Source organism: Legionella israelensis, from assembly GCF_004571175.1.
Taxonomy (GTDB): Bacteria; Pseudomonadota; Gammaproteobacteria; order Legionellales; family Legionellaceae; genus Legionella_D; species Legionella_D israelensis.
On sequence record NZ_CP038273.1, the window covers coordinates 1,509,223 to 1,534,668 of the forward strand.

A 25,446-nucleotide genomic window follows, 5' to 3' on the forward strand; every position below is an offset into this window, starting at 1 on the left:
AATTTATTCCGCATAGAATCACCGCGCATCGACCAGGTTGCCTATCACCAGTATATTTATCAAAATCCAGTGTTATCCAAGACTTTGATAAATAAGATTGGCCTTTTTATGGACTCGTGGTCAACCATGGGGATTTGCAAATTTCTCACTGAGTTGGGCTTATTACTCGGCGAGATGAATGTATCTTAAAGATTAAAAGGATTTGACATGCTGCGTACCTTGATTCTTATCCTGTTATTCAGTCTAAGTACCATAAACCAGGCAGCCGTGTTGCGAATAGGGGTTCCTGCTTTTGATCCCCCCTTTGATATGCAAGCCGATAAAAACCAGCACCTATCTGGCTTTGACGTGGAGCTGATGATGGAAATATGCCGGCGACTTAAAAAGGATTGTCGATTCATTCCTTCTTCATTTGTAGAAATTTTTGAGCAATTATTCAAAAGAAAAGTCGATTTAATAATAGGCGCTATCAGTATCACAGCTGAACGACAAAAAAAATATTTATTTAGTCTTCCTTATATGGCAAGTTATGGACAATTTATCAATAAAAACAAAGCTATAAATAAAATCAAGGAAATCCGAGGCCAACGTGTAGGTGTTCTTGCCGGAAGTCTATATGAACAACTGGTTTCTAATTTATTCAACAATGATGTGGAAGTTGTTCGCTATAAACTTTCCGATAATATTATTGATGCCTTAATGAATGATGAAATAGATGCAGCCTTAATGGATGAAGCTGCTTCCCAATATTGGAAAGCAGCCAATTCAGCCTTTAACCTCGTGGGAAAACCTATCAAAGTCGGAGTTGGTTTTGGTATCGTCGCCAATAAAGATCAAATTGCCCTTATTAAGCAAATCAATCATGCTTTAATCGATATGGAAGCAGACGGCACTTATTTAAAGATCTATAAACGTTATTTTGACTAGAATTTAAAATCATTCAATAATCCCCCTCTTTTAAGAGGGCAGGGCATAGCTTTTATCATGGGTAGGTTTGTTTTTCTTTTTAAGTTAAAATAAGTCATTTTGCCTTAGTGATGGAGTTTTCATGTCTCAAGTAATCAATGCTGACTTAATAATAAACCTGCATGAGAATTGCATTTTGCATTGGAAAAAAAAAGGCATTCACTTATCACATCAAGAATTTTATCAGCTTGTGGAAGAGAATCATTGTTTTAATTATCAGCTTTGGCATGCAGAAGATAAGGCTCGGCGTGAAGATAAGGGATTTGAATTTGTTTATCATGCCAAGCGGGAAATTGACCATTTTAATCAGCAACGAAACAATCGTATGGAAATGATGGATGGATGGTTATTTCAACAGTTAGCTCCCGCTTCTTATGAACAATGTCCTGTTCATTCCGAAACGCCAGGAATGATGATTGACCGATTATCCATACTGGCCTTGAAAGCTTTCCATATGGCGATACAGGTTGAACGGGAAAACGTTGATACAACACACAGGGAAAGATGTAAAGAAAAGCTCGCGATTATTGTTCAGCAGCAACAACAGTTAGGACAATGTCTTGATGAACTATTGGCAGAAGTGGTTGCTAAAACCCGTACTTTTCGAGTCTATCATCAATTTAAGATGTATAACGATCCGCAATTAAACCCCGAGTTATATTCCAAGGTATGAATTTTTTTCTAAAAGTGCGCAGATTTTAAACATTAAAAACAGAATTTCTCACATCCGCTGATTGGTATTGAGATAAGTGCGGACAGGATTTTGATCTTTTCAGGAGAGGAGGGTACTTATCTTTAGGAGGAGCAAAAAACGACAGAGAATTTGTTGACCTTCTTGGTTGTCGCGGGGAGGGGCTGTTTTCTTGAAGAGATGGGGAAGGGGATAGGGTGCTTTCTTGATGGGAGGAGGGACGGAAAGATTGTGGTATAGGAATGGGTTCAGAAGAATAAAAAGGAGTATCCTCTTGAATTTTCGGGCCCGTTACACTGTTTCTTTTTTCTGGCTCTTGCTCACCAGAGGAGAGCGTTTCCTCTTTCTCACTCCCTTTACCCCGAAAACCCTTTGCCAGCGCTCTCAGAGCCAGGGTAAAGGAAAAGACTATAGAGCTTACAACCATGATACCAAACATGATCGGTGTTTCATGATAATGACCATTTTCATCGGCTTCCAATAAAGGATTACAAGTGAAGTCCACGTTTCTTTGCCCCTTACCAAGACCTGAAAAAAATGAGCGAATAACTTCAAACCATTCCTGAAAGAAAAATTGGGGAGAAGGATCCATGATAAGGCCTTGCCTCAAACTGTCACTGAATTGCTGTTGAGGCAATAAATTCTTATCCGTTTTATCAATCTCCTCCTTCAACTCATTGAGCTTTCCTGCTTCAGAAGAATCTTTTAATTTTTGTTTTTGCTGATGATTATGCCAATAATTACTTAACAATGAATGAGCGACAAAACCAAGCAGAAAAACAGCCCCCATGACCACGCCCGCAGCCAGCAAAGCCGGAGGAAAGGACACTGAGCACAGAAATAAAACTGTAGCCACAACAAACATCACGCTTGCCAAAGCTCCATAAGCATATAGACCGTGCTTCATTCCCATCAAAGCAGCCATTTTATAACTGTTGGTGGAAAATTTTTGCAGTTCAGAACGCTTGATTTCAGCCTCTTCAAATAATTTTTTGAGTAATAATTTCTGTAATAATTTTTCTTCTTTTTTGAGCTCGAAAACATCAGGTTCTTTCAGTACCGTTAATCGATTCTCCTTTTTTGCTTCCAATACAGCATTTAACTGTGAATCCTGTAGCTGGCGTAATTTTTTTGCTGAGAGTACTAAGCTTTCTTCTGCTAATCTTTTCTTTAATTCTTCTTCTGAACATTCATTTTTTAATCGAATAATTTTTTCTAATACCGATGTTTCCAGTTGGCTCAATTCATCAATGAAAAGTTTTTGCTGGATTGCCGAATATTGATGCTCCAATTCCACCAGTGATAATTTGGCCAACTGTTGTTCTTTATCCAGATCAGCCAGTTCTTCTCCCTCATTGTTCAGGTACTCATCATAGACCGTTTCAATTCGTTTACGAAGAAGAGCCGTTTCACAACTCACCTGACTGAGAATCAGTTTTTGCTGGTATTGATGCTCTTCATATATACGAGTAATCACGCAGCTTACAGCATAAACCACACATAAAACGGTCATAGGCCACAATACTGTGGAGCTGAGTGACCCTAAGGTAAGAATGCCGACATATAAATACATACTGTCAGCCATACCGCCAAAGGCAGCTGAAGCAAAGGCAGCAGCGCGCAGGCCATGCGACTGATGTTCTATTTGTTTCAAATAGGATTGCCACTCCAGATAAGTCAAAGCTTCCAGTTTTTCAATATCCTGCAGAAGTTTTTTGTTCTTATCCTGTTGTATTTTGCGCTTAGAAACCATGCTGCGCATCCAGATGCGATTGGCCGCAGCCAACGCACCAAGTGCCAAACCTGCAGGAATAAGAGTGGAAAGCATGTTTGGAGCACCGAGCAGTTCTGCAATCTGCAGGGTGCTGCGTAAGCCCTTATAGCAGTTTTTCAATGCTTTTAAGGTATCGCGTGTATAAGGCCAGGCTACAGCGATAAACTTCTTAAGAGCATTGCTTTTATCACCATCAAAATGACAGGCGAGAAAAGAAAAACCGATGATAAATATAGATTCTGCCGCTATGGCTGCCATTCCACCCGGGCTTAGCATTAACTCATGCTGTGCATCAAAATCCTGATTAGCAATAAATACATCACAAAAATACTTGAACATGGTATAAGAAAGACTTAAGCCATCAAGAAGAGCATAGGAATAATAGGCCGCACGATTTTCATCTACCTTATGGGCGAAGCGAATGATTTTTTCACGACTTTTTTGGGTACTTTGGTTGATAGCTTCGAGACTTCCGGCGAAAGCAAGTAACCAAACAAGATCTTCGGATCTGAGCGCTTCGTTACTTGTGCTTTTTTTGGGCATTTGCGGATTTGGGCAATCAGCTAAGATTGAGTGCGATTGTATGGGTTTATGAATAAAATGTCAATTAAACTTTCATGTTGAATTAAAATAAGACAAAAATGATTGGCCCATCGGCGATTTTATCACAAGATTTGAAAGAAAATACATTATTTTTTTCGCTTAATTTTGAATCAATGACAGGATTAACATTTGATTTTTTTCGCTAAGATTGAATTGTGAGCAGCATTATGCTGGCCATACATTCAGAAACGGTTTCATCTTAAGAGCAGATCAGGGTAAAATATTTTTCTAAGCCGCCCTGGAAACAAGCCTATTTTGATGCATAATACGTTTGTGCTATCGTCAACATAGGGGTTTGAGCTATCAGATATTTTTCATTCATAAAATAACTCATGAGTAAAATAATATGACCTTTGTTGATCACATTATAAGTGAGGTTGATACGGCCTTAAGGACCATTTTTCCTCCAAAGCATCGACTCTGCAAACGCAATAGTCCAGGCAACCACATCGAAGACACTCCTTTAAGTGATAAACAGAAAAAACAGATTGCAGGTTTAATGCGTGTTAATCATGCTGGCGAAGTTTGTGCTCAAGCCCTTTATCAGGGTCAGGCATTAACCGCAAAAAAACAGGAAATAAAAATAAAAATGGCGCAAGCGGCAGCTGAGGAAGTTGATCATCTTGCCTGGTGCGAGAAACGTTTGTATGAATTAAATGCTCGTCCAAGTCTTCTTAATTTTCTCTGGTATACCGGTTCCTTTATGATTGGCGCGGCGGCGGGTTGGGCTGGCGATAAATACAGTCTGGGCTTTGTAGCAGAAACCGAGCGGCAGGTCAGTGCTCATATAGAAGGCCATTTACAAAAACTTCCTGAGGAAGATATTAAAACGAGAGTTATTCTCAATCAAATGCAGGAAGATGAATCTCAGCATGCGGAAATGGCTATTCAGGCAGGTGCCGCTGAGCTTCCAGCCCCCATTAAAGAATTGATGCGAATCACCTCCAAATTGATGACGCAAAGCAGTTATTATTTTTAAATGTCCTTAGATTCTGCGGCTTGACTGCAGAATCCAGTGATACCGAGAGATTTCAGGATCCAGCAGACGAGCCGCGGGCATATCGTTACCCATAAGTAATGCTATATTAATTTTTCCTTACTTTTGAGATAATGCTGCCTTTTTAAAGGCAGTATTATCCATGGATTGGATCGACCATGAGTATGGTTCCGTGAATATCGGCGATCAACGTTTAAATAAACGAGCAAAAGAGTTATTAAAAAGGTTTAGTGATAAACCAACATCAAGTATACCTGAAAGTTGTAAAGGTTGGTCGGAAACCAAAGCAGCCTATCGATTTTTTGAGAATAATACGGTTACCGCAAAAAAAATTATAAAACCTCATCGCATAGCCACCCTTAAGCGAATTAAAGAACATCCGATTATCTTATTGCTTCAAGACACAACAACGCTTAACTATAGCGGTCAAAAAGAACGTGAAGATATTGGCCCTATTCAACAAGATAACGTGCGGGGTCTTTTTCTTCATCCCACTCTTGCGGTAACGCCCAACCGCGAATGTTTAGGAGTAGTTGACTATGAACAGTGGTCACGGGAAAAATTTACGCATCGAAGCTCAGAAGAACGAAGAGCTGAACGTGATTCAAAAGCAATAAAAGACAAGGAAAGTTACCGGTGGGTCAGAGGTTATAAAAAAGCCACAAAACTTGCTAAGGCAATGCCCGATACTCAATTTGTTTATATTGCTGATAGAGAAGGTGATATTTATGATATCTATCATGAAGCGAATACAGCTTTCGCTAAAGGAACTGCCGATTGGGTGATTAGAGCAACATTCGATCGTTCTATTTTGGATGAGAATCAACCTAAAAAACGCAATAAATTAAAAACAAGCGTAAAAGCCTCTTCCAGTATTGGAAAAATAACATTTACTACGTCCTCATTTGGAAATAGAAAAAAACGAGAAGTAGCACAAGATATTTATGCAAAAGAAGTGACTTTGCTCCCTCCTCGGGATAAAGCAAAAGAAGGTTTTACCCCCGTTAAAATAACAACAATCATTGCCACAGAGACAAACCCACCGCCTGGAGAGAAAGCAATCGAGTGGACACTTTTAACCAGTGTACCTATATCCAACTTGGAAGCAGCGTTACAAGTAATTCAATGGTACTTATGTCGCTGGCAGATCGAAATTTTTTTCAAGGTATTGAAAAGCGGATGCGCTATTGAAAAATTGCAGTTAAGCAACAAGCAACGATTTGACCCTTGCCTCGCTCTGTATCTTATTGTTGCTTGGCGTATTTTGTTCATGACCATGGTTGGTCGTGCTTCCCCATCATTAAGCAGTGAATGTCTATTTGAGCCCATAGAATGGCAAACCGCCTATGTTATGATCTATGAAAAACCCCCTCCAAATGAACCCCCAACCCTGAAAGATACTCTGAGAATGATTGCCCAATTAGGAGGTTTTCTCGGACGAAAGCATGACGGTGAGCCCGGTCCTATTGTGATGTGGAAAGGTTTACGAACCCTTTATGAATATATTAAAGCGCGTGAAGTATTTACACGCGCTTTTGGACATACTTATGGGTAATGATATGGCCGCGGGACGTAGAAATTGTATATAAATCAATATATTTTTGCCCTATTCTGAATCAAATATTGGCTGTACACTTTCAAATCTTCGATGCCCTATGAGCCATTCGTCAAACAGGCTTTTTCGCTTTGCAGAACACTGTTGTTACGGCCGAAAAGAAAATAAATAACGACTCCTATCGCCATCCAGACGGCAAAACGTAACATGGTGATAACCGGTAAGTTATAAATTAAATAAGCACAGCTAAGAATTCCTAAAATAGGAACATATGGCATAAAGGGCGTTTTAAATGGCCGCTCAAGTTCAGGTTGTGTGTAACGCAAAACAATCACACCGGCACAGACAATAATAAAAGCAAACAGTGTACCGACATTAACCAGTTCTGCCAGACTACTGATAGAAACCAGAGCAGATACCGTTGCCATCAATAGTCCACAAGTCACAATAATTCGAATTGGAGTCCTGGTTTTGGGATGGGTAACAGCAAAAAAGCGAGGCAGAAGACCATCTCTGGCCATAGCAAAAAAAACACGTGTCAAGCCATAAAACAACACCAGCATCACAGTGGTTAAGCCGGCAATTGCTCCAACAGCAATCATGGCAGCAATTACCTTATGTCCCAGGATTAACATAGCGCGACTGATGGGAGATGACACGTTTAATTCAGAATAGGGAACAATGCCGGTTAAAAGGCCCGAGACTATCATGTATATGACTGTGCAAATAAACAAAGAGGCAAGAATGCCAATGGGTAAGTCTTTTTGTGGATTTTTAGCCTCTTCCGCTGCGGTAGAAACAGCATCAAATCCTATGTAGGCAAAAAAGATTAATGCCCCGCCCTCAACAACCCCGGACCAACCAAAAGGATTAAATGGAGTCCAGTTGTCTAATTTTACTTCTGTTGCTGCAACAATAATAAATAAAAGAATCACCAACAGTTTAACCAAGACCATGGCATTATTAAAACGAGCACTTGATTTTACGCCAATCACCAATAAAACGGTTAATAAACTGATAATTAAAAACGCCAGGACATTGAATATCCCGTCCGGTCCAACAAGCAGGACAGTAGGTAACTGAAGATGAACGGCCTTTAAAATATCCTTGGCATAACCGCTCCATCCTACAGAAACCGCAGAAACGGCAATAGAATATTCTAAAAGCAAATCCCAGCCAACAACCCAGGCAATTAACTCACCAAATCCTGCATAGGCATAACCATAGGCACTTCCACATCCGCCAATAGCGGCAGCCAGCTCAGCATAGGAAAGAGCTGAAAAAGCACAAGCCAAGCCTGCCAGAATATAAGAAAAAATAATAGCAGGCCCCGTTTGCGTAGCGGCAACGATACCTGTCAGCACAAAAATTCCCGCGCCTATAATGGCTCCGACACCCAAAAATGTTAAATCCAATGCCGACAGGCATTTGGCTAAATGATACTCAGTATCCGCAGAACATCGTATTGCTTTTTTACGAAACAAGCCCATGTTAACATTTACTTTTTAAAAAAATGAGATGTTTAAACTTTATCATTAAATCATAAAACGGAGAAAGACTGTTGGCAAAAAACTTTTTTAGAAATGGGTTTATTTTTCTTTTATTTTTTGTTTCAACCTCTGCATATACCAATGAGCCATCCACTCACTGCACAAATTGGTCCAAATGGTTTAAACCAGCCTGTCTTCGTCTGCGGCAAATCTGGACAGAAGGTAAACCCGAGCTCTACCTGAGCGGTTACGCTTGGCACAACCGCTATACATACTCTCGTCAGCGACTTAAAAAATACAATGAACTTGCCTGGGGGGGTGGGTTGGGTAAAGGTGTAATCGATGAAAAGGGTAACTGGCATGGATTATATGCCTTTGCCTTTCTGGAATCCCATAAAAAAATTGAACCTATAGCCGGTTATGCTTATTTAAAAATGTTTACATTAAACGCGGCATTACAACCTGGTATTGGTATTACGGCTTTTCTTACCGCGCGACCAGACATTAACAACTATATTCCCTTCCCTGGTATCCTGCCGGTCGCATCTCTTATGGTAAACCGCTTCACCCTGGCCGCCACTTATATCCCAGGCCGTCATGACATAGGTAACGTATTGTTTTTATTTGCAAAATATACATTTTAATCGCACTCTGGCCTATTGTTATATTTTCTCTTGTCGGAAGAAAAAACTCTGCATATGATTAAAAAGATATGCCTCATTTATTGATGAAAAATTATGAAACTGTCTGCAAAAGGGAAAGGAATCATCTTTATGTGTTTAAGTGCTGCTATAGTAAGTGCAGCCAGTCCAACTCTCGCCAAGCTTCTGGAGCTTGGCAGCCAACATCCCATCCATGGACGCAATCCCATTTCCTTTTGTAATGTCCTTTTTGCTGGTGATTTAATTGCCGTCATCACCTTGTTGTTCATTTTTTACAGGGAATTAAAAACGTTTAAACCCAAAAGCCTAAACTGGAAAAACTGGAAACTCATCTCATTAAGCGCCTTTATTTCAGGATGCCTCTCTCCGAGCCTCTATTTTTTGGGCATCATGTACGCTGATATCATTAACGTGATATTGATATCCACTTTATTAACGCCAATGCGATTATTTGCCGGCTGGGTTTTTTATCGTGAAATCCCTCAACTTCGTACACTGTTAGGTTCTTTATTGACTATAGTCGGCATTCTTGCGGCTTTTTTCATTCAACTCTGGGTATCCGGACATCCTGAAAAAACCATGTTATCTCCAACCGAAGGAGCATTGTATTCATTTCTTGCCAGAACACCCTATTCCGGAGAGATGTGTATTTTGATGGCTATCCTTTTGAAAACCATCAGCATGCTTATCAATTTTCATGCCGTTCGAACACTTCCTTTAGGTGCTTTCTCCGTACTAAGTATGTTTTTAGGCATCATTTTCTTTTCCTTTATCGTGATATTGACTGTCGGCTGGTCACATTTTGCCGATATTTTTTCACCCTTTCTCTGGCAATGGATGCTCCTCTATGGTGGCGTTATTGTGGGTCTTAGAACTTATTTTAAATATATAGGAATGAAATATGCTGACGTTAGTATTGTGGTCACCAGCTCTTCTGTAGTTCCTCTTGTTTCCATTTTTTTTGCCTATCTCATCCTCGGAACCTTACCTGGAATCGCTCAAATACTGGGAGGAAGTCTCATTTTGGCAGGACTTGTTTTAAACATTGCCAGCAAGCTGAAAACAGAAGAACCCCAAAAAGCCCTGGAAGAAAAAAATTACCTGGATTTTCAGGTAATTGAAGCAAAACCCTTAAAGGAGTAAGCTTAAGTAGATATGAATTTCCACATTCTTGTATTATGTGCTATTTTTAAAAAAAACAATAAGTAAATCAGGATGATAAAATGATAAATTTTATAGAACATGCACGTTTGTATGCAGCCTATCATCAAATGCCCAGTAGCCGATACACTCATTTTGCCAGTATACCGCTCATTCTTCTCTCTTCCATGATTTTTCTCAGTTTTTTTCAAATAGGAATCACCAATGTACTCTACGTGGATTTTGCTACCATCGGAACCTTGGTCTTGATCATCTATTCTTTTATGCTGAACTGGAAATTGGCATTGCCTTTAACACCCATTCTCATTTTTCTTTTGTGGATTGCAACACTTTTTGGTTACGCAGGCCCCACAGTAACAGCGGTCTGGGCATTCATCATCACGTTCGTCCTTGGTTGGGGATTGCAATTTATAGGTCACATGATGGAAGGAAAACATCCTTCGATCAAAGATCATATTTATGAAGCAATTGTCATAGCCCCTTTATTTTTAATGGCTGAGTTATTTTTTATGGCCAATTGGCTTCCTGAGTTAAAAAATAAAATTTACGTGACAGAAGAGCCATCTGATAAACGAGACAGCAAATAACATTGGTGAATACGTTTACTGCGTCTGAAATCCACATCAATGGTTTCAGCGGTGAGGTTTTTAACATCGTATCGCTGCTCAAGTGCCGGTGATAATTTAAATTTTCTTAAATTGGTGGAAAAATACAGCATGCCTCTCGGGTTGAGCAATTTCATTGTCGCATCAATCAAACGGATATGATCACGTTGGATATCAAAGGATTGAGTCATGCGCTTGGAATTGGAAAAACTGGGTGGATCTAAAAAAATGACATCAAAACGCTCACGACAGCTTTTCAGCCATTCAAGACAGTCTGATTGGACAAACTGATGCTGCGATACATCAAGTTCATTCAATTTAAAATTATCCCTAGCCCAGCTTAAGTAGGTTTTTGACATGTCGACATTAGTCGTTATTGCTCCTGCCAATGCCGCATGCACACTGGCGGTAGCCGTATAACAAAAACAATTTAAAAAACGAGTTCCCGCATCCAGTCTGGAAAAACGTAATCTTAACAGGCGATGGTCAAGAAACAGTCCGGTATCCAGATAGTCGTATAAATTGACTTTTAATTTCGCCTGATCCTCACTTACGATCATGGTCTTTCGCGTCTGGTTTAATTTTTGATACTGATCACGACCTTTTTGCTGTTGCCGCTGTTTGACTACAATTTTATCCGCTTCAATACCGAGCACCGCCGGAATAGACTGAATCACTTCAAGACTGCGCTTCTCAGCCTTATGGGCAGCAATCATTGCTGGCGCTTTATATTCCTGTAGAACAACATAATCATTATATATGTCAATGGCAAAGGCATATTCCGGTAAATCAGCATCATAAACCCGATAACAATTTATCCGATTTTTTCGCGCCCATTTACTTAAATGAGCATAATTTTTTTTCAAACGATTAATGAACATTTCAGCGCCGCTGGACAGTTTTTTGTTATCGACGCCCTGCAATTGGTTGGTAGCACGAACATCAAAACAATATAACTTACATTCCAGTGGACCATTAAAAAGAGTATATTGTTTTTTCGACTGCAGTCCGATGGCTTTCGCCAATAAAGAGCTGGACGTCAAAATAGCCGCCTGCCAGTTTTGATAATGTTTATTTAATACGGCTCCCAATTGCTGATACAAGGGAACCCATTGAGTGATCTCGCCCATCCTCTCTCCATAAGGAGGATTACAGGCCAGCAAACCCTTAACCTGAGTTGCTCTGCATTCCTGTATTGACTGGGTTTTGAAGTCCACTAAAGGCAAAACCCCGGCGCGCTCAGCGTTTTTAAAAGCAGCGGCAATTAACTTGGAATTAGAGTCAGAACCCAACAATTTTATTTTTACCGGTTTTACCTGACTTAAAGCATGGGAGCGCAGTTTTTCCCATAAGCCAGGTTGATGCTGGCTCCAGTACATAAGAGACTGATCTTGGCGTAATAAGCCAGGAGCAATATGTGCAGCCATCATTGCAGCTTCAATGACCAGGGTTCCTGAGCCACAAAAGGGATCGTGAAAAGCATACCCCTTAGCAGCCAATTCCGGCCATTTGGCCCGCATTAGCAAGGCGGCAGCCACATTTTCCTTCAGGGGAGCAACGCCAGCTTTACTGCGATAGCCCCGCTGATGCAGACTGTATCCGGTTAAATCGAAACTGACGGTCAGTTGTTCATTTTTCAGGTAAGCATGCAGTCGAATCTGCGGATTGTCCTTATTAACGGTTGGTCGACTGATGTTCAATTGACGGAAATGATCCACGATGCCATCTTTGACCAATTGCGCGCCATACATGGTATTGCGGATGCGAGCGGAAGAACCATGAAATTCAACAGCAATGGTCTTATCAGGGCTGAAAACCGTTTGCCAGGGAAAATTGGCACAAAGCTTGTTCAAAGCTTGTTCATTACTGGCATTGCCATTAAATAAAATCAACTGCAAACGATTGGCAATTCTTGACCATAGGCATAAATGGTAAACAACGGCAAGCGTTGCCTCGCCATATACTCCTTGCGGACTAACCCTGGTCACTGAAAGCCCTAGATTTTTCAGTTCCTCTTCCAGTAAATACTCAAGTCCTTTGGGACAACTGATGAATAGCGAGTAATTCATTGTATATATAACCTCAGATAACGAAACAACGTCTTGCTAGCACCTGTATTTTTTCCTTTTTGCTGCTCATCAATTGCTTTTTTAACAAGCTGCCTTAAATGCTGGATATCATCAGGATGGTGATGATGAATAAATTCCGTAAGCGCTTCACTACCCTCTGTTAATAAACGCTCACGCCAGCGCTCAGCTTCATGAAAAGCTGCAGTTTTCGCCTTGCCTTCGGCGAGCAATTCATTATAGGCGGCTATAATGGCTTCGCTGTCTGCGGCCCGCATTAATTTGCCAATCAGCTGAGCCTGCCTTCGTTTTGCGCCGTGACTTTTAATTGAGCGCGCATCGATGATGGCCTTTTTCAGCACTTCAGGCAATAAAAGCTGTTCTAATTGGCCGTCGCTTAATTTAATCATGTCAACACCCAGCTTTTGCAGGCGTTCAACTTCCTGCTTTTTTTGTGTTTTGCTCTTTGATTGTTCCATACTATATAAAATACATTTTATATTGCTAGTGATTATATGTTATTTGATGCCCATTTTCATATCATTGATCAGCGGTTCCCTTTAAAAATAAATCATGATTTTTTGCCAAAGCCTTTCAGCTTTCATGATTATCAGTCCCGCATGAAACCTTATCTCTTAATCGGAGGAACCCTTGTTGCTGGCTCTTTTCAGGAAGGGTATCAAGAGTTTCTTATTGATTTTCTATCTCATCAGGCAAAAAACCATGTTGGCATTACCACATTATCCGATGAGACTTCTGACAAAGATATCCTTGCTCTGGATGAAAAAGGCATCAAGGGTATTCGCTTTAATTTATATCGCAGCATGGCTCAGTCTCCCGAAAAATTGGTTCGTTTTTCCAGACGAATTTTTGATCTGGTGGGCTGGCATGTGGAGCTTTATGTACAGAATTCAAGGCTTGTTGAATTGGAAAAATACATCCGACAAATGCCAAAGGTCAGCATTGATCATCTGGGTTTAACCAGAGAAGGGCTTGGGCGACTCTACAGGTTAGTCGAAAAAGGCGTGCGTGTTAAAGCCACAGGTTTTATGCGCGTTGATTTTGAAGTGCTTGATGCTTTAAAAAAAATCAACGACATCTGCCCTCAGGCATTGATGTTTGGTACCGATTTGCCAGGAACCCGAGCATCACGCCCTTTTAATGCCTCTGATCTTAATCTTATTACCACTCATTTCAACGAGTCCGAATGCAGAAACATTCTGGCTCAAAACGCACTTGAATTTTATCGTATTAAACCGGCTTCATTATCTGAAAAAGCTTCAAGTCCGGCTTCATCAAGCAACAAACGGGCTTGTTGGCCGATCAAATAATGGGCAACGGTGGTGGGATGCACCCGATCCCAGAATAAGTAACTCTCGCAATTCAGTGGTTCATCCTGAGGTGTTTCAGATAAGATTCGATACCAATAACCAAAGCGTGTGGCTTCAAGCAAAGATGGATTGCTTTGAATCATCTGCCATCGTTTTTCAGTGAATTTAGCGTTTTGCTTTTGCAGATCATCATATAAAAGCGTGTCATCGCCAAAAACTTCCGGCAGCCAGCCCCTGTAACCGCCCGTGTAACAGGGCTCAGTAACATTGGTTATACCGTAATCACTGGCATGCTCTATGGCATAATTAAGAAAATGATGCACGTCAAAATAAACAAAGATCTTATCCGGATATTTTTGTCGTAATTGCTCCACTTTTTCTGCCAGTTTTCGATTATGTGCCCTGGTTAATTCCGTCAGTAAACTTTCCATATGATTCTCACGTGCTTGCGGTGAAAGCCCCATATCCGGCAGGTTAATCAGCAAAAACTTGTTCCCCCCGTAACCAATAATACGTTCCACCACTCCACCTATGGCATCCACAACGGCATCGGTCAGCGGCTCAATGTTTGTTGGCCCATTAAGATAATTATTGGCGCCAATCCAGATGGTATATAAAGTGGACTCCTTTCTATCATAAGTATTCCAATAAAGATAATCATCGAGCTCAACCGTTAAAGTAAAAGGCAAGTTTTCTTTATACGATAGTATTGCACCCGCCCCTCCAACGGCATAATCCTGAAAACCTTCTGCATGACCATCTGAAAAATAAGACTTATAAAGGTATTCTATCCATAAAAGTCCATTAGAAAAATGACCTTCGTAATAAGGCGGGGAAGCTGGTAGCAAATGCCACATGTAATTATATAAATTACCGTTATCAGAGAGACTGTCACCAAAGACAACAAAAGTATCAAAACGTTTATCCGCAGCAAAACCGGTCAATGAACAAAATAGCAGAAGCAAAACCACTAAGCTTTTTTTCATATATCCCTTCCTGTAACTCATCAAACATAAAGACCAGATAGAACCCTAGAGGCATAAGGGATTAAAAATACTTTAGTTTCAGAAAAAATACCAGAGTACAGTATGATGTATGTTTGAACTTTTTTTCTTTACCTCACATTCCTGCTCCCTCATGGGAATGCGATGGTGATTTTTAATGCTCTTACTTACTCATGTTATGCAGCTTCGTCTTTGCATCTTTGGACGCTTTTTGGAATTTCAAATGCTCATTTACTCCATGTAAACTACGCTTTAAAATTCCAAAAAGCGTCCAAATGTTCTAAAAAATACGTGCCGCGTAACATGAGTTACTTATTCGACAGCCAGAGCGTGAGGCTGCTTATATTTTTGCCTTAACCGTGAGTGCAGGTACGCCCGCCCAATGATAATAAAATTATAAATCAAAATGAATAACAACAAAGAATGCAACCATTTAACCGCTAACTGAGTAAACCAAGGCAAGATTAAAACCACACCTAGACAGCCAGACAGACTTAAAATCAATGTTTTCTTTAAGGGAATTTTATTTTGTTGTAAAAACACAAGTGTGGTCAAAGGCTGTTGCATCGCCCCCGCCGTCGTCATGATGGGAAAAGCGATTAAGGGGGAAACATTCAACAAAAATAAAACTGCTTGAACCATCACGAATAAACCAATTCCTACAGAAGTTAATGCTCCACAAATGATCATGCCCCAAAAGCCAATAAACAGTCGCCATGAGTGCAAGGCAATCAGATCGCCTCCAATCGAGAAAACATGGAGCTGATGCACAATAACCAGTATAATCAGCAAAGCAAAGCAAGCGATCATGGCGAGACGAATAGCCTGCTTACTTAAAAAACTAACCACCCATCCCCCAATCAAACCACCGACACAAGCACCGGAAACCAGCGTAACCAGCGTTTTCACATCTACATTAACAAGGTGCATGAAAAAAAAGGACTCAATAATGCCAGGAATGACCTGGGCGCCGTTACATACGGCAGGCAACTCATCATCTTGAAATGTACCGAATAATTTTGCCAGAGCAACATTTACAGCAAAACTGCCTACACCAACGGTATCAGCTATGAAAGCAATAATACCACTCAGACACAGCGTCATATATTGATAAAAGGATAAACGTTCTGCAGGTCGCCGTGACCATTTATAAAACATCACGGTTATACAAAGAAGGTTAAATAGAATGATTAATGTTATCAATAAGATAACCATAAGAAATCAATTAGAATCTGCTATTAAATTGTGCATTGATCATACATTATTGGCCGTCCTCGGTAAATATAAAAAAAACAGTCGTTAATCTTTAAGGGCAAAATGCATATAATTTATGCATTCATAAAACACTTTACCTAAGGGTTTTGTTTTTTTACAAAGAATCCCTTATTATAAATTGATGTTACGCCGCCATCCATCGTAATAAACCTAAAAAAACCCAATACACCGTAGGATGCATTTTATCCAGGCCTTTATCGCGAGGGAAGCTCAACAATGGACTATAGCCTGACCATCAATTTCATGCTATTTAGCCTTGGCGCACTTATTGCAATTCTAAATCCCATAGGTATCTTACCCCAATATATCTCTTTCACCGAAGAATTAAGTGAGGAAGAGCTGAAATGGACAACGAAAAGAGCCATTTTGACAGCAGGAAGCTTTTTACTTTTAGTGAATTTAATGGGCGCTTTTATCTTACAGTTTTTTAAAATCACCATACCGGCTTTTAAGATTGCCGGAGGTATTATTCTGTTTAAAATTTCCTTGGATATGTTATATGTCCGTATGATGCGCTCTGTAACATCCCATCGGGAGTTTGAAGAAGGCATTGCCAAAGAGGATGTGTCCATCTTTCCTTTAGCCATACCCCTTATTGCAGGGCCGGGGTCGATCACGACGGTCATCATGTTAGGTGATGAGGCAGGCACCATGATGGAATACATATTCGTCTGTTTTGCCTTGCTCTTTTGCATTTCTGCACTGTATTTAATTCTTCTTCAGGCCAGAAAAATCAGTGAACATATGGGACAAATCGGTATAAACGTCATGACTCGAATCATGGGGCTGATTCTTGCCGCTATTGCAACACAGTTTATCATCGACGGTCTTAGCGATGTCGTTCGCCATTACGTTTTTTTATCCACCAAGCTGAATCAGGCGATTGATTTGCATTCTGTTTTCTAATCCATGCTCATCTTAGGTCAATAAGTGCTTAATATCTAACCAGCAGTATGTTAAAGTATCGCATCTTAAAATGGCGTTCTTAAATAAAATGCACACCCAACCTGCTATATTAAAATGGTTTCGCCAAATTTTGCGAAAAAAAATCCTGATGATTTTTCTCATCGCAATCGTTATTTACGCCGCAGGAAAAATGTTCTACGGTGCCCGTTCTGATGCCGTAGATAATAAGCCGAATAAACTCGTTGAAGTTGAAAAGGTTAAACAACAAGATTTACAACAAACCGTTAATCTTTTGGGAACGATAAAACCTAAACATGTAACGACATTGCTGGCTAAAGGCAACGGCATGCTGGATACCCTGATCCCTACTGGGCAGAAAGTCAAGAAAGGCACGCTCATTGCCGAAATGAAAAATCCTGAGCTGGAAAATAGCGTTCAGCTTTCACAGAATGCTGAATCACTGGCCAGGGTTCAGTATGAGCGATTAAATACCCTCATCAGCAAAGGCTATGTCAGCGCCAAAGAAGCCGAAGAAAAAAAACAAATCTGGATAGAAGCACAAAAAGAATTATCCAAAGCCAAAATTGAACTGGATAACCTTCGTTTTTATGCACCGTTTAATGGGATCATCGGTGCTTATAAAAAAAGAGAAGGAACTCAGATTAATAACGGCGAAGCCGTCGTCACCCTTTATGATCCTTCTTCTCTTGTCGTGGATGTGGATATCCCTTGCAGCAATTTAAGAACCGTTAATGCGGGTCAAGCCGTCAAAATCCTTGGTAAAACGTATGCTTTAAATCATTTTCAGAAAATGCTGGACGAAGAAACCCATATGTGTCCTGCTGATATTGATTTTCAATGCGAGAATTGCCTGATGGGGTCAACTATTCCGATTGAACTGGTGGTCGCTGAAAAAAAGAACACCATTGTTGTTCCTTTTCAAGCCTTATTCCTCAAAAACGGCCAACCTTTTGTCTATCTCGTAAAAAAAGGGAAAATTGTACTTGTTGCAGTAAAAACAGGGCTTCAGCAAAAAGACAAAATTGAAATTCTTACCGGGTTAAAGCCTGGACAGCAACTGGTTATTAAAGGCCAAGAGCGGCTATATCCTGATATGCCAGTGGATATTTATCAATCAGCCACTGCCCGTACTGTCGGTTAATCATTATGCAGATAACCAGTTATTTTATTAAACATCCAGTGATTGCGATTATCATCAACAGCATGATTGTCGTTTTGGGCTTGCTGTGCTGGCGCAACTTGCCAGTACGCGAGTACCCAGACATCAGCTTTCCAACCATCACTGTTTCTGCCACTTATCCTAATGCAAGCTCGGAACTGGTCGAAACCGCTGTAACCAATGTTCTGGAAGATCGCCTGGCCGGAATTGAGGGCTTGGATACCATGACCTCTCAATCGAATAATGGCAGTTCTTACATCAGTTTACTGTTTCGTGCTGGCATCTCTATGGATAGAGCCTTCAGTGCAGCTCAAGATGCTGTAGGGAAAGCACAGTCATTTTTACCTGCCTCGGTAAAATCACCTTCCGTTGAGCGTCAGCGGAAATCCTCGGGTTTACCTTTTATTGGCATCTCCTTAGAATCTGCAAGCCGAGATTTTGCCGAGTTGACGCATTATGCCAATCTTCATCTTAAAAACAACTTTCGCAGCATTCCAGGAGTGGCTTCGGTCAATATCTGGGGACAACCTTATACTTATAAAATCGAACTTGATCCGCAAAAATTGTATTCTTTCGGTGTGAATGCGGATGACATCATGACAGCCCTTATCAATAGCCGCATCTCACTGCCGGCAGGGAATTATCAAAATAAGATTCCCGCCACTGTTAACTCTGAACTTAAATCACAAAAGGATTATGAAAATCTACTGGTCAAAGCCGATAAAAAACATCCTGTTTTTTTAAACTCCGTAGCTGAAGTGGCTCTGGATACGGACAATAATCAATTTCGCATAAGGGTTAACGGGCATCCCGGACTGGTGTTATCCATTAATCGAGCCAACGATGCCAATCCCATAGAAGTGGCAAAAGACATTCGGCAAATGCTCAGTGCCTTACAGCAAACATTGCCCGATGATCTTAAAATGAACATCATTATCGATCAATCGGATTTTATTCACGCCTCATTAAAAAATATTCGCAAAGCCATTCTTGAGGCTGTTTTTCTCGTTCTTGTCATTGTTTTTCTCTTTTTACGTAATCTTCGAGCCACTGTTATTCCCTTATTGACCATTCCTGTTTCCCTGCTCGGCGCCTTACTTTTTTTGAAACTCTTTGGTTATTCCATCAATCTCATGACTTTACTGGCCATGGTATTGGCCATCGGACTTGTGGTGGACGATGCGATCATTGTTCTGGAAAACATCTGGCGTCATATGGAAAACGGATGCTCTCCTTTTGAGGCAGCCCTCAAAGGAGCGCGAGAAATTGGCTTTGCCATTGTGGCCATGACCTTTACCCTGGCCAGCGTCTATTTGCCTCTGGCTTTTATTCAGGGTTTGTTAGGTCAGCTTTTTGTTGAATTTGCTGTCGCTCTGGCAGGCAGTGTTTTTATTTCCGGTGTGATAGCGCTGACACTTTCTCCTCTGATGTGCGCAAGATGGTTAAAACCTAATGAAAAAAACCTATGGCCGCAGGTGGATCAGTTTCTTACAAAGCTTGCAGAGCAATATAACAAAGTCTTAAATCTTGTTTTCCGCCATCAAAAAATAATCTTTTGCATGGCATTTCTTTCCATTGGTGTCAGCATCGGTTTATATCAATTGCTTGAGCATGAAACAGCACCCAAAGAAGATAGAGGACTGGTTGGAGTGTTTACATCACCTGCTGCTGGGGAGGACATCAACACCATTGATAATAAAATACTCAGTCTTGAAAAAGTTATTCGTCAACTTCCTGAATCCAGCCATCGATTGACTTTCATCGGTGATTGGGGCGGCAACATTGTTCTCCCCCTTAAACCTCATGAGCAAAGAAAACGTTCAGCCAGTCAGATTGTCGAGGATTTAAGACCCTCTTTTAATCATTATCCCTCTGTGGATCCCTTTGTCTGGAGTTGGGATACCGGTTTACCAGGCATTGACGATGCAGGCAGTGGGTCTGAGCTTAGTTTGGTTATTTCCAGTCCCGACAGTTATCGAGAACTCTTTGAACAGGCGGAAAAATTAAAGGCAAGACTCGATGAAAGCCAAGCTTTTGCATCCAGCCGTTATGATCTTCGCTTAGATACCATGGGATATCGTATAGAGCTTGAGCACAATCAATTGGCAAAACTGGGGTTAAATGCAGCTCAAGTCGCCAAAACCATTGAAATATTTTTCAATGGTGACAAATCGCAAGCCTTTGAAAAAGATGGAATAGTCTATAATCTCACCGTTAAGGGAGCTTCCGCGCCATGGACCTTAAATGAGCTTTATTTAACCAATCCACAGGGGAAAAAAATCTCTCTCGGAGCCATAGCCACCATGCGACCTAAAGCTCAACCAGCCACACTTGATCATTTCCAGCAAATGCGCTCAACCACCTTGCATGTTCAGTTGCAAAAAAACGACTCTATGGCGAAGGCCATTGATAAACTATGGGCCATCAGTAAAAATACTCTTCCTCCGCATTATAAATTAACCTGGACAGGGGCTGCTAAAACCCTCCATGAATCATCCAATACAACGCTATTTTTATTTCTTTTGTCCGTCGTTTTTATTTATGCCATTCTTTGCAGCCAATTTGAGAATTTTTTCGATCCATTCATTATTCTTTTTACCGTTCCTCTTGCCTGCTCGGGAGCTTTACTATTTACCTATTTATTTGGGCAGTCAATAAATATTTATATGGAAGTAGGGCTTATCACCTTGATAGGATTAATTTCCAAGCACGGTATTTTAATGGTGGAATTCGCCAACCAGCTTGCTCAGCAGGGCACATCCCATAAGGAAGCCATACAGAAAGCGGCTGTACTGCGTTTAAGGCCCATATTAATGACCACGGGAGCCATGGTCTTTGGCGCTGTTCCGCTGGTGTTATCTCACTCGGCAGGTTCTGAATCACGCCATGCCATTGGTACAGTCTTAATTGGCGGTTTATGCCTGGGCACACTTTTTACTTTGTTTGTTCTGCCTGTGGTTTATCATCTCATTCAATCCAGGCGCCTAAAGCTTGAACATTAAAATTCCATTCAATTTACTTAACTCAACCATTCCCTATTTTTTCCTCCCTGGTAATAGGTAATTTAGCTAGAATTTGAAAACATTTTGCTCTGATTGTTTATTTAATGTTCTCTTAATAATTGGGATTTAAAATGATGTCATCTTAGCTAGTCTGAGCCTAATGCTTACGTCGAGCTGAGGTTAAGTATAAATTTTTTAAGAATGAGGACGAGATATGAAAATCAACTCGATACAACTGGCTCAACTCATTATTTATTGCCATAAACAAAAACCCTTTTTTACTCAGGATGAAACTGAGGTAAATGAGTTATTTTCATTGATCAGCCATGAAGATGTCGAAGGACTTTCATATTGGCTATTTTTCCACTCGTTCATAAAACATAAAATAGAAAAAATTTTCAACGACAAAACATGCTCTATTAAAAATCCATCTTATGATGTGCAAGAGCAAGTCAGTAACATATTACTGGCATTTATGAAGGAACAAAAGAGCAAAAAAACCTTAGCTAAATTTGCTTCCAGTGATTTTTCTGCTACAGGTTATCTTGACTTAGACTCTGAAATAAGAGTTTTATCATCAAAACTTAATGGTGAGCAAAAAATTGTCAATCAAAGCATTTTTCCTTTTCTAAACAGTAAAAATCGCCGTAATCAAGATCTAATGAGATCTCTGAATCTGGTACTTATCAGCTGCCCTGATTATGCTTCTGATTCCACAGTGAGAAAATTGGCAAAAAACATTGCAGGATTAGCAAAAGGGGAACGTAAACAATTTTATTATTATCATTTGGCCGAAGAACATGCCATTGGCTTTGATGTAGAGCGCGATAAAAATGGCCAATATAACATTTTCTGTTTTGAATCAGCCGCCGATCCAAGGCATTTGGAAACGGTTGATCTTCTGTATAAATCCCTTTCTCAAATGGGGGTGTCTTTCAAATTCAAATCTTGTCGCTCACAACTACAAAGAGATGGTTATAACTGTTCCATCTACGTACTTGCAGCATTAACTGAATTTGCCAAATATGAACAAGTTTTTGAATATATTTCAGAAGATTATGAAGAGGACATGGAGCTCAGAAAGCTTAAGGAAACCGTAATGCCCGGTGCAATGATGAAAGCTGGGCGTCGTATAAGTCTCGATGTAATGGATAAAATATCCTGGGTACCTCTCAGCGCTTTACCAACCAAAATTATCCTGATGAGTCAGTCCTATGAGTCGATGAAAGAGGCTTTGAAAACATCAAAAGATTTTGATCTTGATGAAGATATCTTCATTGAACGGCATAAGAAAAAATACCGATACGACTCGGCACATCATAGCTCAACAAAATACATTAATCAAAGACGAAGCAGTATACGCCAGAGCCTCCAGTTCCATGGCAAACGCTTAACCGAAAAAGCTTATCAGGAATATGTCAAGGATCTACCTTTACTCCCAATGATTGACAATGGGACTGAACTGGATTTCAAAAAGGAAATTACAAATAATGATACAATGAGTCTGGATGAAAAAATCGATTATATTGAGCGTTTGTTTTTGTCCATTACCAAACGAGCAGAGCTAACTAAGTACGTATGGAAGAACTCTTTACAATATATTACTCCGACACAATTTAAGTCGCTTTTGCTTTTAAGAAATGAATATCTTTTTCTGATATCGCAAAAACCTCAGAATGAAATGGCCAGCTATTTTAAAAATAACGATGAGTCGATACTGGCCTATAGACTCGAGCGCTGGTCAACTCAACAACCTGGTCTGAATAATATTGAACCGCTTCAAAATCTCTTCAAACGTCATTTTAGCAGGGACTTTGTAGTTAATTATTATCAAAATAGCCATGGCATGGAATTTGAAGATCTGAAGATAAAAAATCCTTTATTTCCTCTGTTAAATGATAGTGAGTCAATAAATGCGAAGGTTTTATTAGACACATTAAATGCATTGGAGAATGAATATCGAAATGCAGAAGGTAAAACGCTGTATAACCTAGAGAAAAAATTGTCTCTGATAGAAGAAGTGTTTAATAAAATCGAGAATGAAAACAAAAAAATGGATTTCATTCTGGCCTCTGACACACTGGATAATATGACTTTGTTGCAATCGATTGAGTCCACTGAAGCTTACGTACTGACCGCTGACAAGCGGTTTTATTACATGAATAAAAAAGCAAAAGAACCTCTTGTTGAAATTCCACTGGATGAACATCAAGTGGAAAAGATGATTGCAGCCTATGCAAAAACATCTGAGGAGGCCGATGAAGGATCACCACAATTTCCTTCTGCAGAGGAGAAAATCAAATGCTTAATCAAAGACATCCCCTTACATTTACTTGATGCCATAACGTCCATTACCCACCATAATCCGTATACCGAAGCTGAAATAAAAAGAATATACACAAATGAAGCCTTAAAAGAGGCTTATCTTCAACTTTGGAGACAGCTATTTGATATTGATATTGATCTTTCACTAAGAAAACTCATGTATAAAAAGGAATTGTTTGCTTTAGAGATCCCGAAAATGATGGAAGGCCAGACAAATCCATTTAAAAGTTTAGTGAATCAACTGGTATCTGAGGACATTTTAATATATTGCCGTATTCAATTGAAAGAGGAGCTGCCACAGACTTTTCTGGAAGCCATGTCCCATCATTCTTTCATGGTAAAGAGCCTGCGCTCAGCAGAATCGATAGGAAGAAAATTAAAAGATATTGAGGAAAATATTCTTTGCCCGCAAGATGTTCCATTTTCTCTTACAGAAAAAATGGATTATTTACACATTTTAAGTGAGCAGGTTCTTTCCAAGCAGTTGCAGAAGGAAGAAGAATATTTTTATCTGGAACAAATTGCCAATGCTTATCTTATACTTTTAAATGATGATGAAAATAATGGCCATTGGATGGTAAGCTCCGAGCATATTTCAGCAGAATTTATGTTGCTTCCTCTATTAGGTGCTGACAAGCAAAAGGCATTGACTGTAGCTAACATTCTTGAACGATTAAATTACAGTACTCAACTTTTGGTCAAGTTACAGCTTTTAGATATCGCTTTTAACATGATTGTTAACAGTGAGGGATTGTATGCTCAAGAAGAAGGCGTTGAGGATTACAGTTCACAACAGTTATCTGATATCTCTATTTTACAAGAAGCCTACATCGAATTATTGAGAAAACAACCTTATGATCCAAACGCTAAAAAGTTTAATAACTATCTTAGGGGTACAGTTAAAAATTCCTCATTAATGGGATTTATCTCACCAGGTACAGAAGAGCAAACGCAGCAGAAAAGACAAAGTTTTTTGGCTCAATTACTGGAGGGAAAAGAAAGACCGTTGTCAAAAACCTCGCCGATAACGAACGATTCAATAAAGAACAAAACGGGAACTGGAAGTGACAAAAGCGTGTATCTTGAGTATGCCTCCAATACATTTTTCAAAATGGTCACTTCTTTTGCGCACATGTTTAAGACTGAGAAATTTGAGGATATCCTTACTGCCTATTTCCAGCACATACCTCAAGCAACGAGCCATGCTCCCATGAAAAAATACCAAATTGAAGAACACAGTTCGTTAAACTTTAAACTGAAAACCTTTCATTTTAGTGACTTTATGCCTGAGCGCTCTCGCTGGATTGTTTATGAACGATATTACCCACCAGTAAAGTCAATAAATGAATTTGACTGGAAACTTAATTTTGCCATTCATAAAGATGACTTGCTGAAGGCCTTTTTAATTATTGCTGATTGTGCCCGGTCATTTAAATTGGGTACTTTTAAGTTAATGTCCCAAAAGCAAGCCAATGGCATTCAATCAGAAAAGGATTTGAAAATGTTAGGGAGAGAGGCGGTTATTTACTGCAATGCCAATCCTGAATTGGATTCCAAACAGTGGGTTAAGATTATTTCGGTTCTTGAAGATCGCTTAAAGCAGGCCGGCATTCGTCCATCAACTGATGTTTCTCCGGCCTCAAACCGTAAATTAGGCAAATACACCAGTTATACTCATGGGGCCTGGACAGTCAAACGAATGGATGTGCCTTTTGATGAAGGTATTAGAGAAACAGCATTGGAGGATGAAGACTTGTTCGATGCTTATCAATATGATGAAGCAACTGAATCCATCATCCTCAAAGAACAAAAAATACTGGCCAGTTTCCCATAGTCTGAACTGGTTTTAATTA

Annotated in this window: 18 protein-coding genes; 12 read left to right on the top strand and 6 right to left on the bottom strand. The window is 40.0% G+C overall.

Annotated elements, in window-relative coordinates:
* The first annotated feature begins 207 nt into the window (after positions 1–207).
* Positions 208–927: a transporter substrate-binding domain-containing protein gene (locus E4T55_RS06695; protein ID WP_058501839.1), complete on the top strand. Its 720-nt coding sequence runs from the start codon at positions 208–210 to the stop codon at positions 925–927.
* 121 nt (positions 928–1,048) lie between these two features.
* A complete protein-coding gene (locus tag E4T55_RS06700; RefSeq protein WP_058501838.1) occupies positions 1,049–1,639 on the top strand; it encodes a DUF4254 domain-containing protein in 591 nt (196 codons plus the stop codon).
* 25 nt (positions 1,640–1,664) lie between these two features.
* On the opposite strand, the gene E4T55_RS06705 is transcribed toward E4T55_RS06700, so the two are convergent.
* Complete coding sequence (locus tag E4T55_RS06705; RefSeq protein WP_058501837.1) at positions 1,665–3,974, bottom strand: hypothetical protein; 2,310 nt, start codon at positions 3,972–3,974, stop codon at positions 1,665–1,667.
* Positions 3,975–4,380: 406 nt separating this feature from the next.
* On the opposite strand from E4T55_RS06705, the gene coq7 reads away from it, so the two are divergent.
* Positions 4,381–5,013 carry a 2-polyprenyl-3-methyl-6-methoxy-1,4-benzoquinone monooxygenase gene (coq7, locus tag E4T55_RS06710; RefSeq protein WP_058501836.1) on the top strand — a complete coding sequence of 211 codons (633 nt, stop codon included), beginning with the start codon at positions 4,381–4,383 and terminating at the stop codon, positions 5,011–5,013.
* A 160-nt stretch (positions 5,014–5,173) separates the two neighbouring features.
* Positions 5,174–6,586: an IS4 family transposase gene (locus tag E4T55_RS06715; protein ID WP_058500493.1), complete on the top strand. Its 1,413-nt coding sequence runs from the start codon at positions 5,174–5,176 to the stop codon at positions 6,584–6,586.
* Between the two features lie 98 nt (positions 6,587–6,684).
* Here the strand turns inward: E4T55_RS06715 and E4T55_RS06720 are convergent, their stop codons facing one another.
* The gene (locus E4T55_RS06720; protein WP_058501835.1) at positions 6,685–8,076 is read right to left on the bottom strand and encodes an amino acid permease; all 1,392 of its coding nucleotides are present in this window, start codon (positions 8,074–8,076) and stop codon (positions 6,685–6,687) included.
* Positions 8,077–8,147: 71 nt separating this feature from the next.
* Here E4T55_RS06720 and pagP point away from each other — a divergent pair, with 71 nt between their 5' ends.
* The 3 genes from pagP to E4T55_RS06735 all read left to right on the top strand — a co-directional run bounded on the left by pagP (position 8,148) and on the right by E4T55_RS06735 (position 10,486).
* Entirely contained in the window at positions 8,148–8,720 is a 573-nt protein-coding gene (gene pagP, locus E4T55_RS06725; protein ID WP_223168300.1) for a lipid IV(A) palmitoyltransferase PagP, read from the top strand.
* 93 nt (positions 8,721–8,813) lie between these two features.
* A complete protein-coding gene (locus E4T55_RS06730; RefSeq protein ID WP_058502595.1) occupies positions 8,814–9,881 on the top strand; it encodes a DMT family transporter in 1,068 nt (355 codons plus the stop codon).
* An 80-nt stretch (positions 9,882–9,961) separates the two neighbouring features.
* Positions 9,962–10,486 carry an Mpo1 family 2-hydroxy fatty acid dioxygenase gene (locus tag E4T55_RS06735; RefSeq protein WP_058502594.1) on the top strand — a complete coding sequence of 175 codons (525 nt, stop codon included), beginning with the start codon at positions 9,962–9,964 and terminating at the stop codon, positions 10,484–10,486.
* Here E4T55_RS06735 and rlmKL read toward each other — a convergent pair.
* Positions 10,444–12,573 (bottom strand): bifunctional 23S rRNA (guanine(2069)-N(7))-methyltransferase RlmK/23S rRNA (guanine(2445)-N(2))-methyltransferase RlmL, encoded by a 2,130-nt coding sequence (gene rlmKL / locus E4T55_RS06740; protein ID WP_058502593.1) that lies wholly within the window; start codon positions 12,571–12,573, stop codon positions 10,444–10,446. The two genes, E4T55_RS06735 and rlmKL, sit on opposite strands and share 43 nt — an antisense overlap.
* Positions 12,570–13,049: a ribosome biogenesis factor YjgA gene (gene yjgA / locus E4T55_RS06745; RefSeq protein ID WP_058502592.1), complete on the bottom strand. Its 480-nt coding sequence runs from the start codon at positions 13,047–13,049 to the stop codon at positions 12,570–12,572. Before yjgA ends, rlmKL begins: the two co-directional genes overlap by 4 nt.
* A gap of 36 nt (positions 13,050–13,085) precedes the next feature.
* Here yjgA and E4T55_RS06750 point away from each other — a divergent pair, with 36 nt between their 5' ends.
* A complete protein-coding gene (locus E4T55_RS06750; protein WP_065236020.1) occupies positions 13,086–13,901 on the top strand; it encodes an amidohydrolase family protein in 816 nt (271 codons plus the stop codon).
* Here the strand turns inward: E4T55_RS06750 and E4T55_RS06755 are convergent.
* On the bottom strand, positions 13,814–14,887 hold the full coding sequence (locus tag E4T55_RS06755; protein WP_058502591.1) for an SGNH/GDSL hydrolase family protein: 1,074 nt from the start codon (positions 14,885–14,887) through the stop codon (positions 13,814–13,816). The two genes, E4T55_RS06750 and E4T55_RS06755, sit on opposite strands and share 88 nt — an antisense overlap.
* 330 nt (positions 14,888–15,217) lie before the next feature.
* Positions 15,218–16,120, bottom strand: a complete 903-nt coding sequence (locus E4T55_RS06760) for a sulfite exporter TauE/SafE family protein (protein WP_058502590.1) — start codon at positions 16,118–16,120, stop codon at positions 15,218–15,220.
* A 276-nt stretch (positions 16,121–16,396) separates the two neighbouring features.
* On the opposite strand from E4T55_RS06760, the gene E4T55_RS06765 reads away from it, so the two are divergent.
* The 4 genes from E4T55_RS06765 (at position 16,397) to E4T55_RS06780 (ending at position 25,427) form a co-directional block, all read left to right on the top strand.
* A complete protein-coding gene (locus tag E4T55_RS06765) occupies positions 16,397–17,086 on the top strand; it encodes a MarC family protein (RefSeq protein WP_058502589.1) in 690 nt (229 codons plus the stop codon).
* Between the two features lie 88 nt (positions 17,087–17,174).
* Positions 17,175–18,248 carry an efflux RND transporter periplasmic adaptor subunit gene (locus E4T55_RS06770; RefSeq protein ID WP_058502702.1) on the top strand — a complete coding sequence of 358 codons (1,074 nt, stop codon included), beginning with the start codon at positions 17,175–17,177 and terminating at the stop codon, positions 18,246–18,248.
* A 5-nt stretch (positions 18,249–18,253) separates the two neighbouring features.
* Positions 18,254–21,268, top strand: coding sequence for a multidrug efflux RND transporter permease subunit LpeB (gene lpeB / locus E4T55_RS06775; protein ID WP_058502588.1), 3,015 nt, complete (start codon positions 18,254–18,256; stop codon positions 21,266–21,268).
* A 214-nt stretch (positions 21,269–21,482) separates the two neighbouring features.
* The gene (locus tag E4T55_RS06780) at positions 21,483–25,427 is read left to right on the top strand and encodes a YopJ family acetyltransferase (RefSeq protein WP_058502587.1); all 3,945 of its coding nucleotides are present in this window, start codon (positions 21,483–21,485) and stop codon (positions 25,425–25,427) included.
* Positions 25,428–25,446 lie beyond the last annotated feature (19 nt).

Excerpts from the sequence above, each read along its gene's own strand:
- coq7 (WP_058501836.1), top strand. The coding sequence starts at position 4,381 with ATGACCTTTGTTGATCACATTATAAGTGAGGTTGATACGGCCTTAAGG.
- E4T55_RS06730 (WP_058502595.1), top strand. The coding sequence starts at position 8,814 with ATGAAACTGTCTGCAAAAGGGAAAGGAATCATCTTTATGTGTTTAAGT.
- E4T55_RS06700 (WP_058501838.1), top strand. The coding sequence starts at position 1,049 with ATGTCTCAAGTAATCAATGCTGACTTAATAATAAACCTGCATGAGAAT.
- E4T55_RS06715 (WP_058500493.1), top strand. The coding sequence starts at position 5,174 with ATGGATTGGATCGACCATGAGTATGGTTCCGTGAATATCGGCGATCAA.
- E4T55_RS06750 (WP_065236020.1), top strand. The coding sequence starts at position 13,086 with ATGTTATTTGATGCCCATTTTCATATCATTGATCAGCGGTTCCCTTTA.
- E4T55_RS06765 (WP_058502589.1), top strand. The coding sequence starts at position 16,397 with ATGGACTATAGCCTGACCATCAATTTCATGCTATTTAGCCTTGGCGCA.
- yjgA (WP_058502592.1), bottom strand. The coding sequence starts at position 13,049 with ATGGAACAATCAAAGAGCAAAACACAAAAAAAGCAGGAAGTTGAACGC.
- E4T55_RS06735 (WP_058502594.1), top strand. The coding sequence starts at position 9,962 with ATGATAAATTTTATAGAACATGCACGTTTGTATGCAGCCTATCATCAA.
- rlmKL (WP_058502593.1), bottom strand. The coding sequence starts at position 12,573 with ATGAATTACTCGCTATTCATCAGTTGTCCCAAAGGACTTGAGTATTTA.
- E4T55_RS06695 (WP_058501839.1), top strand. The coding sequence starts at position 208 with ATGCTGCGTACCTTGATTCTTATCCTGTTATTCAGTCTAAGTACCATA.
- E4T55_RS06755 (WP_058502591.1), bottom strand. The coding sequence starts at position 14,887 with ATGAAAAAAAGCTTAGTGGTTTTGCTTCTGCTATTTTGTTCATTGACC.
- E4T55_RS06720 (WP_058501835.1), bottom strand. The coding sequence starts at position 8,076 with ATGGGCTTGTTTCGTAAAAAAGCAATACGATGTTCTGCGGATACTGAG.
- E4T55_RS06770 (WP_058502702.1), top strand. The coding sequence starts at position 17,175 with ATGCACACCCAACCTGCTATATTAAAATGGTTTCGCCAAATTTTGCGA.
- lpeB (WP_058502588.1), top strand. The coding sequence starts at position 18,254 with ATGCAGATAACCAGTTATTTTATTAAACATCCAGTGATTGCGATTATC.
- E4T55_RS06705 (WP_058501837.1), bottom strand. The coding sequence starts at position 3,974 with ATGCCCAAAAAAAGCACAAGTAACGAAGCGCTCAGATCCGAAGATCTT.
- E4T55_RS06760 (WP_058502590.1), bottom strand. The coding sequence starts at position 16,120 with ATGGTTATCTTATTGATAACATTAATCATTCTATTTAACCTTCTTTGT.
- E4T55_RS06780 (WP_058502587.1), top strand. The coding sequence starts at position 21,483 with ATGAAAATCAACTCGATACAACTGGCTCAACTCATTATTTATTGCCAT.